Raw genomic sequence first — 12506 nt, 5'->3', positions numbered from 1 at the left:
TAATTCAGCTGTGCTCGGCGATGAGCTCGCGGGCCGCGTCGAGGTCGTCGGGGGTCTTCAGGGCCAGCGTCCTGACGCCGGGCAGTGCGCGCTTGGCCAGTCCGGTCAGGGTGCCGCCGGGGCACACCTCCAGGAGGGCGGTGACGCCGAGTTCCTTGAACGTCTCCATGCACAGGTCCCAGCGGACCGGGTTGGCGACCTGTCCGACCAGCCGCTCCACGATCTCCTCGCCGGACGCGACGGCCTGTCCGTCCCGGTTGGAGACGTAGGTGAACTTCGGGTCGAGGGGCGCGAGTTCCTTGGCGGCCTCGGCCAGCTTGTCGACCGCGGGACCCATGTGGTGCGTGTGGAAGGCACCGGCGACCTTGAGGGCGACGACCTTGCGGACGCCCTCGGGCTTGTCCTCGTCCAGCGCGGCGAGCTGCTCCAGGGTGCCGGCGGCGACGATCTGCCCCGCGCCGTTGATGTTCGCCGGGGTCAGACCGAGCTTCTCCAGATGCGCGACGGAGACCTCCGGGTCGCCGCCGAGCAGCGCCGACATACCGGTCCGGGTGATCGCGGCTGCCTCGGCCATCGCCAGCCCACGCCTGCGTACGAGGGTCAGCGCGGCGGTGTCGTCCAGGACGCCCGCGAAGGCGGCGGCGGTGATCTCACCGACGCTGTGCCCGGCGACCGCGCCCGGGGCGACATCCGTGATGGCACCGAGTGCCGCACCGGAGACGAGTCCCGCGGCGACGAGCAGCGGCTGGGCGATCGCGGTGTCCCGGATCTCGTCCGCGTCGGCGTCCGTGCCGTAGTGCACCAGATCGAGACCGATGGCGTCCGACCAGGCACGCAGACGGTCCTCGACACCGGGAAGGTCGAGCCAGGGAGTCAGGAAGCCAGGCGTCTGGGCGCCCTGGCCGGGAGCGACGAGTACGAGCACTCTCACACTCTCTCTTGGGGACGGCCACGGCCGCCCGTGGGGACAGGGACGAAGAACACGAGGGGGTTTTGTGGACCCCCGACAAAATCCTATGGCTGGAGATCTCCATCGACCAGACGCCCCAGGATCAGCGCGATCCGCAGTGTGAAGGCGGATCGTACATCGGACGGCGACCATCCGGTGACGTCAGTCACACGTCGAAGCCGGTAGCGCACGGTGTTCGGGTGAACGAAGAGCATGCGTGCGGCGCCCTCCAGGCTGCTCGCCTGTTCCAGATAGACGCTCAGCGTTTCCAGCAGCGCCGAACCGGCTTCTTCCAGTGGTCTGTAGATCTCCTCCACCAACTGCTCGCGCGCGCTCGGATCACCCGCGATGGCCCGCTCCGGAAGGAGATCGTCCGCCAGTACCGGCCGCGGCGCGTCCTGCCAGGCGGAACAGGCCTTGAGCCCCGCGGCGGCGGCCTGCGCGGACCGCGTGGCCGCCAGCAGGTCCGGCACCACCGGCCCCGCGACGACCGGCCCGGCGGCGTAGGGGCCGATCAGCGACTTGGCCACGGCGAGCGGATTGTCGTTGCCGCCCGCGATGACGACGAGCCGGTCTCCGAGCACCCCGGTCAGCACCTGCAGCTTGGCGTGCCGCGAGGCTCGCCGGATCGCCTCGACGGTCAGCTCGCTGTCCCCGTCGGGCGCGGTCCCGAGCACGACGCACACGTGATCGGGCGAGTTCCACCCGAGCGCCGCGGCCCTGCTGACGGCCCCCTCGTCGGCCTCCCCGCTCAGCACCGCGTTCACGACCAGCGACTCCAGCCGCGCGTCCCAGGCACCGCGTGCCTCGGCGGCCTGGGCGTACACCTGGGCGGTGGCGAAGGCGATCTCACGGGCGTACACCAGCAGCGCCTCGCGCAGCACGTTCTCGTCGCCCGGAGCCGCGACCTCGTCGATCGCGCTCTCCATGACCTCGATGGTGGTCCGCACCATCTCCACGGTCTGCCGCAGCGTGATCGCCCGGGTCAGCTCCCGCGGCGCGGTCCCGAACACGTCCGTCGAGATCGCCTGCGGGGCGTCGGGGTGCCGGAACCACTCGGTGAACGCCGCGATACCCGCCTGGGCGACGAGCCCGATCCAGGAACGGTTCTCCGGGGGCATGGCCCGGTACCACGGCAGGGTCTCGTCCATGCGTGCGATGGCCTGGGCGGCGAGGCTGCCGGACGACTTCTCCAGCCGCTTCAGGGTCGCGGAGTGCGGGTGGACCTGATGAGCCGAGGGATCGGACTTGCGCGTTACGGGTTCGGGCACGGGACAAGACTGCCTTATCCGGACGGGAGCCTGCGCCGCCGGGTGCCGACTGCGGTCTACGGTGGTCCCGTGATGGACGTCAGGCGCGCCGCGCAGCGCTACCCGGGAGGCGACCCGGCGACCGGCATCGAATCCCGGCACGCCTTCTCCTTCGGCCCGCACTACGATCCCGGCAACCTGCGCTTCGGGGCGGTCATCGCCTGCAACGAGGAGCGGCTGGCACCGGGCGCCGGTTTCGACGAGCATCCGCACAGCCACACCGAGATCGTGACGTGGGTGGTCGAGGGCGAACTCACGCACCGGGACTCCGCGGGCAACGAGACGGTGGTCCGCCACGGGGACGTCCAGCGCCTCAGCGCGGCGGGCGGCGTCCGTCACGTGGAACGCAACGACGGGCCGGGCCCGCTGACCTTCGTCCAGATGTGGCTGGCCCCGGTACAACCCGGCGGCGAACCGTCGTACGACATCGTCCGCGGCATCGCCGACTCGACCCCGTACGCCGTCCCGGAGTCCGGCGCGATGCTCCACGTCCGCCGCCTGGGAGCGGGGGAGCGGACGGCGGTGCCGGACGGGGCGTATGTGTACGTGCACGTGGTGCGGGGGGATGTGCGGCTGGGGGGCGAGGAGCTGGGGCCGGGGGACTCCGTACGGATCACCGGCGCGAAGGACCTGGAGGCGTCGGGGATCACGGACGTGGAGTTGCTGCTGTGGGAGATGACGGCGGGGTGAGCGGAGCGGCCGCGGACACGGGCCGGGCTCTCCTCGGAAGAGCTGTCGGCATGTCGCTGGTGGCGGCTTCCGAAGGTGCCGAATCTGCATGGAGGCTTGCGTGGGAGGGATCAGGGGATTTCGTCTGACAGACCCGCCCTCGGTGGTCACCACCCAGCCCGTAGGGGCGTCCGCAGGAGCCGAGTCAGCTGATTGTTTCTACGTGGTCAACCAGATCACTGGGCGCTCGGGCCGAGATCACGTCCGTCCAGAACCTCAATGTCGGTGATAGTGGTCCGGGAGCGATCCAAGCTCAGCCAGATGATGTCCACGCCATCGCGTTCGAGTTGGATCACCGAGGAACCCGACGAACCGGGAAGCGCGGTCAGCAGGTTGTTGCAAGAAGCGGTACAGGTGCACGGCCCGTAGTAGGGCAGGCCGGCGATCACCTCGGCCAGCGGATTGCCCTCAGCGCGCAGCAGTTCAACGATTTCGGTAGCAGGGTCGAGGGTCTGGATGTTGGCCACGGTGGCGCCTCCGGCCTGCAACGCCTGGCGGTGTTGGTTTCGTTGCGTAGTCGAGCGTATGCGAGGAGTCGCATTGTGGTGATGTGAATCATGCAACTGGTCCGCAGTCGACGCAGTCCGACGGACGTTCAGCCGTACTGCGGCGCCGAGTTCGCCTTGGGTGAGCACTCGGCCCGGCATCTGCGCCGCGTGCTGCGCCTGTACCTCGCGGGCTCGGGCCTGCCCAAACTGTGCGCACTTCGGCGGCGGGACTTCTTGTGACAGTTGATCATCTGCCTGTGACAGAGCCATCAAGAAGTCTCCCCATAATGATGATCACATCGATCGATCAACGGGGGACAAGGAGACACACCATGCGTTTACGGCACCTCACCGCCGCCCTCACCGCCACCGTCGCTCTCGGCCTCGGGACGGCCGCGTTCAGTGGCACGGCCAGCGCCGGCACGGGCGGCGACCCGGCGGGCTCGACGGCATCGCCCGCGGCGGCGTGCGACACGTCGGCTCTGCACATCGCGTTCGACGGCAAGGCCGCCTACAGCGCCCCGGGGGAGCAGATCCCCGTGACCGTCCTGATGACGAACACCAGCGACGCGACCTGCAGCCTCCAGGGCTTCCCCAGCGTGGACCTGAAGGCCGGCAGCGACACCTGGCCCCTGCTGCACAGCAGTGGCGCCGCGAACCTGGTCAGCCTGGCACCGGGCACGAGCGCACGATTCGTCATCACCTACATCTCGTGGGAGCAGGGCAGCGGTGCGGAGTTCCAGGCGACCTCCGCCGTGATCACCCCGCCCGGCGCGACCACCTCCGTCACGCTCCCCTGGCCCGGCAGCAGCATCCTCCGCCAGGACAGCGCCACACACCCCGGGACGTACGTGGGCCCCGTCACCGCGTAACCATCTGCCGAAAGCGGCACGGCCACGCCTCCGCCCCCGTGAGGCACGGCCGCGCCGCCTCGTGGGTCTGGGGGCGGCAGGTGCTCACCGCCGTCGACCGCCCTGCCGGCAACCCGCGCCCCGACGGCGCCCTCAGCCGCGCAACTCCGTCAGCACCGCGTCCGTGAACACCGGCCACACCTCGATCGCCCAGGGCCCGAACGCCCTGTCCGCCAGCGCGACACACGCCGACCCCGCCTCGGGATCCACCCACAGGAACGTGCCGGCCTGCCCGAAATGCCCGAACGTCCGCGGCGAGGACGAAGAGCCTGTCCAGTGCGGTGACTTGGAGTCGCGGATCTCGAACCCCAGCCCCCAGTCGTTCGGGCTCTGGTGCCCGTACCCCGGCAGCACCCCCTTCGTTCCCGGGTACTGCACGGTCAGCGTCGCCTCCGCCACCGTCCGCGGATCCAGCAGCCTCGGTGCCTGCACCTCCGCCGCGAAGCGGAGCAGGTCCGACACGGACGACACGCCGTCCTTGGCCGGTGAGCCCTCCAGCGACGTCGACGTCATGCCCAGCGGCTCCAGCACCGCCTGCCGGGCGTACTCGGCGAACGGCATCTCCGTCGCCTTGGCGACATGGTCCCCGAGCACCTCGAACCCGGCGTTGGAGTACAGCCGCCGCTCCCCGGGCGGCGCCGTGACCCGGTGCTCGTCGAAGGCCAGCCCCGAGGTGTGCGCGAGCAGATGCCGTACCGTCGCCCCCTCGGGCCCCGCCGGCTCGTCGAGCTCGACCGCCCCCTCCTCGTACGCGACGAGCACCGCGTACGCGGCGAGCGGCTTGGTGACGGAGGCCAGCGGGAAGCGGTGTCCGACCGGCCCGTGGGTCCCGAGGACCGTCCCGTCGGTGCGTACGACACCCGCCGCGGCGGTGGGGACGGGCCAGTTCTCGATCGACGCGAGGCTGTTCAGCGACATGCCGTCGAGCCTAGGCGGCTCAGAGCGTCAGCATCATCGTGGGGTCCGGCTTGTGGACGAAGCCGAGCGCGGCGTAGAGCGGCTCCGCCTCGGCGGACGCGGTCAGCATGACCTGCCCCGCGCCCCGCTCACGGAACCAGGCCAGCAGCTCCTCCATGCACGCGCGCGCGTACCCGCGCCGGCGGGCGTCCGGGTCGGTGGCCACGCTGAAGACGTACCCGGAGCGGCCGTGCGGGCTGCCCGCCTTGCCGATCCGGTAGTCGACGGTCCCGGCGACCAGTGCCGCCAGCGCCCCCGGCCGCTGCGGATGGTCGACGACGAACGCGGCGAAGTCCCCGTCCGGCTCGCCCAGCTTCTCCTCCAGCGCCGGCCGCGCCTGGGCGTGCCATCCTGTGGAGCTGTCCCCACCGGGCAGCGCGTCGATCATCACCTGGCGCAGACGCAGCACTTCCACCACGTCCTCGGCCGTGGCACGGCGTACGAGACTCATGCCCCGCACGCTAGCCACCGCCCCCGGCGCTCGTCGCGCGTATTTCTTACCGGGTTCCGCTTGCTTCGAGTGCACTCCAAGGCCATAGCGTGGTCGCATGACGGTGATGCAGACCACGACCGCGGCCCCCACCGAGCAGCCCGACATCGCGCCCGCCGACATCTGTTCCGCCCCACCCCGGCGGCACCCGCGTCCCGAGGGCCAGGACCACTACACGATCAGCGAGGTCGTCGCCTTCACCGGCCTGACCGCCCACACCCTGCGCTGGTACGAGCGGATCGGCCTGATGTCCCACATCGACCGCTCCCACACCGGCCAGCGCCGTTACAGCAACCGCGACCTCGACTGGCTGGACTTCGTCACCAAGCTCCGCCTGACCGGCATGCCGGTGGCCGACATGGTGCGCTACGCGGAACTGGTACGGGAGGGCGAGACGACCTACCCCGAGCGCCGCGAGCTGCTGGAGCAGACGAGGAGGGACGTCCTGTCGCGAATCGCCGAACTCCACGACACCCTCTCGGTTCTGGACCGAAAGATCAGTTTCTACGAGACAGGCGGTAACTAGAGCGCCCCGGCAGGGGCGCGGGGCTGCATTTGATGTGCGGCTGCCGCCGCGTGGGCGCGACCAGCCCCCACCGGCCAGCAGGCAAACAACTGCCGCTCAAAGCTCCGCCAGCAACTCCGCCTTCTTCGCGGAGAACTCCTCATCGGTCACCAGCCCCGCCTGATGCAGCTCCCCCAGATGGCGGATCCGCTCGGCGATGTCCGCGGGGTCCCGGCGCCCCGCCGGCGCCGGCACCGCGGCGGCCCCCCTGGCCCGCAGGGCCTCCAGCACCGCCGCCGCGAACGGCAGCGACTCGTGCACAGGGCCGTACCCCAGCCCGAACACCACGGTCGCCGGATCCTGGTCGGCCGGGACCGTGGGCGTCGCCCCCGCGAGGTCCCGCCGCAGCAGTCGTAGATGCCCCTCGAAGACCTCCGGCGACCGCCACTCCACCCCCGCCAGGTCGGCGACGGCGAAGCTCTGGTCGCCGGCCTTCCACTTCGCCGTGGACGCGCCGGTCCACGACCACCGGAAGTGCACGGCCCTGCCGTCGAAGCTAGCCTTCCCGTCGTACGCCTTGAACTGCCGGGGCCCCTCGGGCGCGGCCACCAGGAACCTCTCCGCCGGTCCGGACCCGGTGAGCAGCGGTCGCAGTTCGTCGGCGTAGTACTCCGCGAGGGTCGCCCGTTCGGCCGGTACCACCAGGCGGTACGGGTCGCTGCCGTCCTTCAGCTGTCCGGCCGCCGCCTCCAGCAGGGGATCCGCGCCGGGGCGCGGCTGGGCCGTCAGGACGACCGTGCCGCGTTTGCCGGGCGTGAGCGTCACGCCCTCCAGTGCGGCCAGCGGTACCCGGCGTTCACCCAGACTCTGGAACAGCTTGGGTGTTCGAATCCCCCGTTCGTAGCGGATGAGCACGGAGTCGGACTCGAACTCCCAGGCGGCATGAAATCCGGCCAGTACGTCACCCATGCGGCTCATCGTATGCGGCACGTGCTTCCCCGTCCCATCCCCGCGCATACCGCACTTCCTGCTGTCTCTACGCGCGTCCGGCCATCAACGTGCCGGACAAACCCGCCCGGCACCCGTCATCGTCGTGGGCGCAGGTCACCGCGCCGTATGCGCCGATCCCGATGTCGGCGAGGTTGCGCAGGCTGTCCGTGCCCGGCTCGAAGTAACCGGCGTGGCCCTTGGCGTCGTGCGCCGACAGCACCCGGGCGCCGAAGGCGGAGGAGACGGGGTCGGCGCCGTGGCCGAGTCCGCCGAGCTCCAGATAGGGGACGTCCTGGATCCAGTCGGTGGCGTCCCGCATCGCCCACACCCGGGCCGAGGTGCCGAGGTGGGAGGCGCTCTCGACCCGCATCCCCGGGCTCGCGGCCACCGCTATGTCGGCCACCTGGCCCGGCATGGCGTGCGCGGCCACCCCGCAGACCACCGAGCCGTAGCTGTGGCAGAACATCGACACCGGCGTCTTGCCGGGCAGCGCGCGCAGCAGCGCGTTGAGGCGCACGGCACCCTGCTCGGCGGCCATCCCGGTCGCCGCGCCCACGCCGAGGCCGTCGGGAGCGGTGTAGTCGGCCCAGGCGATCACCGCCGTCCGGGTCGTGGGGCTCGCCGTGCGCTCCGCCTTGTACAGTGCCTTGGCCATGCCGACCGGCGCGGTGTACTGACGGTACGTCCGCTGGAAGGTGAGCAGGTCGGTGTCGACACCGGGGACGACGACGGAGATCCGCTCGGCCCTGGTGAGGTCGCCGAACACCTCGGCGACCCGGCCGCTGCCGTCCGGGTCGAAGGCGAGGATCTGCCGCCCCTTCGCCATCAGCGCCTCGTAGCGGTGCATACGACGGCCGGCGTCCTGTTGCCCGGCCGCGCTGAGCCGGGGGTCGTGCATGCGTTTCTTCTCGACGGCGCGCTGCTGGTCGAGGGCGATGTCGTTGGCGCGGTAGCGCAGTTGGACCGGGGCGCCGTTCATGTTGCCCACGGCGAGCGGGTAACGGTGCACGAGCCGGTCGCGCTCCTGCGCGGTGAGCGACGCGAAGAACCGGGTGAGAAGCGCGGGGGACGCCTCCGGGTCCGGCAGGTGCAGGCCGTGGACGCTGCCGTGCTCCCACCTGGCGAGGGAGGTCTGCAGGGCGGTGGTCTCGCGGTGCGTGCGCAGCGCGGTCCAACCGGTGGTCGCGAGCATCACGAACACGACGGCCAGGGCCAGCAGGGCGCGCCAGACGTTGAGGGGCGGGGAGGTGTCGAAGGAAGTCACTGGGAGGACACACTAGGAGAACGAAGGGGTCTCGCGGTAACTGAGTGACAGGTATCACGTTTCGGCAAAGGTGAGGCCTATCTCAGGCCCCCTGTGAAGGGGTTCAGCCCTCGCGCCAGTTCCCGGTGAGCGCCGGTCCCACCTGATCGAGGTACGACGCGGTGAGTTGGCGGATCGCCGTGACGCTGAAGTCTTCGCCGACCGACCATTGCCGCTCGGTGATCCGGATGACCGCGCCGAACACCGCGACCACGAGCCGCGGCCGGGGATCCGTCTCCGGGTCGACGCCCTCCCGCTCGGCGACGATCCGCGCGATCTCCTCCTCCGTCTCCGACTGGCGCCGCAGACGCGCGGCGAACAGGGCCGGGGTCGCCTCGATCATCTTGTACGTGCGCAGGAACAGTTCGACCGGCACGTACCGCTCGATGGCCTGCTCGATGGTGTCCCAGCTGTCCATGACCGACCGGCGCAGCGCCTCCAGCGGGGGCTCCTCGGGCGGGCGGCGGCGCACCGCCTCGACGTAGTGCTCCTCGGTGAGCCGCGGCACGAAGAAGGCCACGTCCTCCTTGCTGGCGAAGTACCGGAAGAAGGTGCGCTGCGAGACGTCGACGGACGCGGCGATCTCGTCGACGGTGGTGTGCTCGTAGCCCTGGGTCACGAACAGTTCGAGCGCGGCGCGCAGCAGTGCGTCCCGGGTGTGCTGTTTCTTGCGTTCGCGCAGCGTTTCCATGCCTGACAGTTACTGACTAGTGAATTTGTTTGTCAACTGTCAGCGGCTGACACTAACCTCGCGCGCATGACTAGTCAGACCACGATCGACACGGCGGGGTCGGGGGACAAGGCACCATCCGCCCCGTCGGAACGGCCGCCGGCCTCCGGCCTGCGCGGCCACCCCTGGTTCACCCTGATAACCGTCGCCGTCGGGGTCATGATGGTGGCTCTCGACGGCACCATCGTGGCCATCGCCAACCCGGCGATCCAGAAGGACCTCGGTGCCACCTTCGCGCAGGTCCAGTGGATCACCAACGGCTACTTCCTGGCCCTCGCGGTCTCCCTGATCACCGCGGGCAAGCTCGGCGACCGCTTCGGCCACCGGCAGACGTTCCTGATCGGCGTCGTCGGCTTCGCCACCGCCTCGGGCGCCATCGGCCTCTCCGACAGCATCGGCCTGGTCGTCACCTTCCGGGTCTTCCAGGGTCTGTTCGGCGCGCTGCTGATGCCGGCCGCGCTGGGCCTGCTGCGGGCCACCTTCCCGGCCGAGAAGCTCAACATGGCGATCGGCATCTGGGGCATGGTCATCGGGGCCTCCACCGCGGGCGGCCCGATCCTCGGCGGTGTGCTGGTCCAGCACGTCAGCTGGCAGTCGGTGTTCTTCATCAACGTGCCGGTCGGCGCGATCGCCCTGGTCCTCGGCCTGGTGATGCTGCTCGACCACCGCGCCGGGAACGCGCCGCGCTCCTTCGACCTGCTTGGCATCGCCCTGCTCTCCGGCGCCATGTTCTGCCTGGTCTGGGCCCTCATCAAGGCGCCGAGCTGGGGCTGGGGCGACGGCAGGACATGGACGTTCATCGCCGTGTCGGTGCTGGGCTTCGCCCTCTTCTCCTTCTGGGAGACGAGGGTCAAGGAGCCGCTCGTCCCACTGGGCCTGTTCCGCTCCGTCCCGCTCTCGGCGGGTGTCGTGCTCATGGTCCTGATGGCCATCGCCTTCATGGGCGGCCTGTTCTTCGTGACGTTCTACCTGCAGAACGTGCACGGCATGGATCCGGTCGACGCCGGCCTCCATCTCCTCCCACTCACCGGCATGATGATCGTCGGCTCCCCGCTGGCCGGCGCCGCGATCACCAAGCTCGGCCCGCGCATCCCGCTGGCCGGCGGCATGGCGGCCACCGCGATCGCCATGTACGGCATGTCCACGCTGAACGCGGACACCGGCAGCGCGCTCATGTCCCTCTGGTTCGCCCTGCTGGGTCTCGGCCTCGCGCCGGTCATGGTCGGCGCCACCGAGGTCATCGTGGGCAACGCGCCCATGGAGCTCTCCGGTGTGGCCGGCGGTCTCCAGCAGGCCGCGATGCAGATCGGCGGCAGCCTGGGTACGGCCGTTCTCGGCGCCGTGATGGCCTCCAAGGTCGACAGCGACCTGCCGGGCAACTGGGCCGACGCGGGGCTGCCGAAGCTGACCTCCGCTCAGCTGGCCCAGGCCTCCGAGGCGGTCCAGGTCGGTGTCGCGCCGATCGCCAAGGGGACGCCGGAGGCGGTCGCAGCGAAGATCACCGGCGTCGCCCACGACACGTTCATCTCCGGCATGAGCCTCGCCTCGCTCGTCGCGGCGGGCGTGGCGGCGGTCGCGATCCTGGTCGCGCTGCTCACCAAGCGCGGCGAGAACGCGGACTCCGGCGCGGGCGCCGGGCACATCTAGCGCAACGCGCCGCACCGGTATGTCCGGTCTGTCGGGGCGGAGTTCCCCTATCAGGGTGACTCCGCTAAAGATTCCTCGCCTTCGGCCTGCGTGCCAGGTGACAGTGGGGCAACCGGGCTGCCGCGGCGCGCTGCTGGAGGGGGGCAGCGCGCGGGCAGGTCTGCGGGAGCGGAACAGGGGTACCCGGTCATCAACCCGAACAGTCCACTGGGACCGAGGAGTTGATGATGGCGAGCTTCGGGCAACGAACACGCGGGTACCCCCGTTCACGTGGCCGCACAGGTACACGGAGCGGGCTGGACCGCGACACGCTGGGCATCATCGGCACGATCTGCGCGATCGCCGGCTTCTTCACGCTGGGGATCGTGCTGGGGCCGGTGGCAGTGGTGTGCGGCTGGCTCTCCATGGGTCGGGCATGGAACCCGAAGAGCTCCATACCGGCGCTGGTGGCGGTGGTGCTGGGAGCGATCGACACGCTGCTGGCGCTGCTGTGGCTGGGTGGCGTGTCACCGCTGTAGCCCGCGGCCGCTGGGGGCCGCTCGCGCGGTTCCCTGCGGGCCGGTGGGGGCTGGTCGCGCCCACGCGGCGGCAGCCGCACATCGATACAGCCCCGCGCCCCTGAAGGGGCGCCTCAGCTGCGGGCAGTCGTGCCTCCGCCAGTGCCCGAAAGGCCTGGTGGGACCCCCAGGCGGCACGGGTGGGCGCAGCGGCACCCGGCGAGCGCCGGTGAGCGCAACGCCGTCGCCTCAGCCTCCACCCCGTCCCGCAGGGCAGCCACCTCTGCCCGCAGCGCCCGTACCTCCTCCGTCAGCAGAGCGATCGCCTCCGTCTGCCGGCGTTCCTCCACGTCGTCCTTCTCGAACCGTGCGATGAACCACGTGGCGATGTTCGCCGTCACCACACCCAGCAGGGCGATCCCGGAGAGCATCAGGCCCACGGCGATCATCCGGCCCAGCCCCGTCGTCGGCGCGTGGTCCCCGTACCCGACCGTCGTCATCGTCGTGAACGACCACCACAGCGCGTCACCCAGGGTCCGGATGTTCCCGTCCGGCGAGTCGCGTTCGACGGACAGCACGGCCAGCGACCCGAACATCAGCAGCCCGATCACCGCGCCCACGACATACGTCGTCAGCCGGATCTGCTCGGCCATCCGCGCCCGCCGCCCCACCAGCATCAGCGTCGCGACGAGCCGCAGCAGCCGCAGCGGCTGGAGGAGCGGCAGCACCACCGCGCCCAGGTCTATCCAGTGCGTGCGCACGAACTCCCGGCGCCGGGGCGCCAGCGCCAGCCGTACCAGGTAGTCGAGGGCGAAGGAACCCCACACCACCCACTCCGCCATCGTGCACGCGGCGGTGAGGACGTGCCCGGCCGAACGGTCCACGATCGGCAGCGCGTAGGCGACGGCGAATGCCACCGCCAGTGCCAGCAAAGGCCGTTGACTGACCTGCTCCCAACGGGCCTGTGCGGACTGTTCCTTCATGTGCGCATCGTAAAGAA

14 protein-coding genes are annotated in these 12506 nt (G+C 70.6%); 5 read left to right on the top strand and 9 right to left on the bottom strand.

Annotation, left to right across the window (positions count from 1 at the left end):
• Nucleotides 1–4: 4 nt before the first annotated feature.
• The gene (locus OHB00_RS16355) at nucleotides 5–925 is read right to left on the bottom strand and encodes an ACP S-malonyltransferase (protein WP_406435562.1); all 921 of its coding nucleotides are present in this window, start codon (nucleotides 923–925) and stop codon (nucleotides 5–7) included.
• 89 nt (nucleotides 926–1014) lie between these two features.
• The gene (gene fasR / locus OHB00_RS16350; protein ID WP_406435560.1) at nucleotides 1015–2220 is read right to left on the bottom strand and encodes a fatty acid biosynthesis transcriptional regulator FasR; all 1206 of its coding nucleotides are present in this window, start codon (nucleotides 2218–2220) and stop codon (nucleotides 1015–1017) included.
• A gap of 72 nt (nucleotides 2221–2292) precedes the next feature.
• On the opposite strand from fasR, the gene OHB00_RS16345 reads away from it, so the two are divergent.
• Nucleotides 2293–2949 (top strand): pirin family protein, encoded by a 657-nt coding sequence (locus OHB00_RS16345; RefSeq protein WP_406445814.1) that lies wholly within the window; start codon nucleotides 2293–2295, stop codon nucleotides 2947–2949.
• Nucleotides 2950–3164: 215 nt separating this feature from the next.
• On the opposite strand, the gene OHB00_RS16340 is transcribed toward OHB00_RS16345, so the two are convergent.
• Nucleotides 3165–3455, bottom strand: a complete 291-nt coding sequence (locus OHB00_RS16340; protein ID WP_406435558.1) for a hypothetical protein — start codon at nucleotides 3453–3455, stop codon at nucleotides 3165–3167.
• A gap of 353 nt (nucleotides 3456–3808) precedes the next feature.
• On the opposite strand from OHB00_RS16340, the gene OHB00_RS16335 reads away from it, so the two are divergent.
• A complete protein-coding gene (locus tag OHB00_RS16335) occupies nucleotides 3809–4348 on the top strand; it encodes a DUF4232 domain-containing protein (protein ID WP_406435556.1) in 540 nt (179 codons plus the stop codon).
• Nucleotides 4349–4480: 132 nt separating this feature from the next.
• On the opposite strand, the gene OHB00_RS16330 is transcribed toward OHB00_RS16335, so the two are convergent.
• Together OHB00_RS16330 and OHB00_RS16325 are read right to left on the bottom strand one after the other, a co-directional pair.
• A complete protein-coding gene (locus OHB00_RS16330) occupies nucleotides 4481–5305 on the bottom strand; it encodes a serine hydrolase domain-containing protein (RefSeq protein ID WP_406435554.1) in 825 nt (274 codons plus the stop codon).
• Between the two features lie 19 nt (nucleotides 5306–5324).
• A complete protein-coding gene (locus OHB00_RS16325) occupies nucleotides 5325–5795 on the bottom strand; it encodes a GNAT family N-acetyltransferase (protein ID WP_406435552.1) in 471 nt (156 codons plus the stop codon).
• A 97-nt stretch (nucleotides 5796–5892) separates the two neighbouring features.
• Here OHB00_RS16325 and OHB00_RS16320 point away from each other — a divergent pair, with 97 nt between their 5' ends.
• Entirely contained in the window at nucleotides 5893–6360 is a 468-nt protein-coding gene (locus tag OHB00_RS16320) for a MerR family transcriptional regulator (protein WP_406435550.1), read from the top strand.
• A 96-nt stretch (nucleotides 6361–6456) separates the two neighbouring features.
• Here OHB00_RS16320 and OHB00_RS16315 read toward each other — a convergent pair whose 3' ends face one another.
• The 3 genes from OHB00_RS16315 to OHB00_RS16305 form a co-directional block, all read right to left on the bottom strand.
• Entirely contained in the window at nucleotides 6457–7308 is an 852-nt protein-coding gene (locus tag OHB00_RS16315) for a DUF4429 domain-containing protein (protein WP_406435548.1), read from the bottom strand.
• A 67-nt stretch (nucleotides 7309–7375) separates the two neighbouring features.
• Nucleotides 7376–8593, bottom strand: coding sequence for an alpha/beta hydrolase (locus OHB00_RS16310; RefSeq protein WP_406435546.1), 1218 nt, complete (start codon nucleotides 8591–8593; stop codon nucleotides 7376–7378).
• Between the two features lie 103 nt (nucleotides 8594–8696).
• Complete coding sequence (locus OHB00_RS16305; protein WP_406435544.1) at nucleotides 8697–9323, bottom strand: TetR family transcriptional regulator; 627 nt, start codon at nucleotides 9321–9323, stop codon at nucleotides 8697–8699.
• A gap of 66 nt (nucleotides 9324–9389) precedes the next feature.
• Between OHB00_RS16305 and OHB00_RS16300 the strand changes: the two genes are divergently transcribed.
• Nucleotides 9390–11009: an MFS transporter gene (locus OHB00_RS16300; RefSeq protein WP_406435542.1), complete on the top strand. Its 1620-nt coding sequence runs from the start codon at nucleotides 9390–9392 to the stop codon at nucleotides 11007–11009.
• Nucleotides 11010–11236: 227 nt separating this feature from the next.
• A complete protein-coding gene (locus OHB00_RS16295; RefSeq protein WP_406445812.1) occupies nucleotides 11237–11527 on the top strand; it encodes a small hydrophobic protein in 291 nt (96 codons plus the stop codon).
• Nucleotides 11528–11640: 113 nt separating this feature from the next.
• Here the strand turns inward: OHB00_RS16295 and OHB00_RS16290 are convergent, their stop codons facing one another.
• A complete protein-coding gene (locus OHB00_RS16290; RefSeq protein WP_406435540.1) occupies nucleotides 11641–12489 on the bottom strand; it encodes a potassium channel family protein in 849 nt (282 codons plus the stop codon).
• Nucleotides 12490–12506: the final 17 nt, after the last annotated feature.

It is taken from the genome of Streptomyces sp. NBC_00631 (assembly GCF_045206895.1).
In the GTDB taxonomy this organism is placed as follows: domain Bacteria; phylum Actinomycetota; class Actinomycetes; order Streptomycetales; family Streptomycetaceae; genus Streptomyces.
The sequence above is the reverse complement of the archived record's forward strand: the minus strand, read 5'-3'. Positions and strand labels throughout refer to the sequence as shown.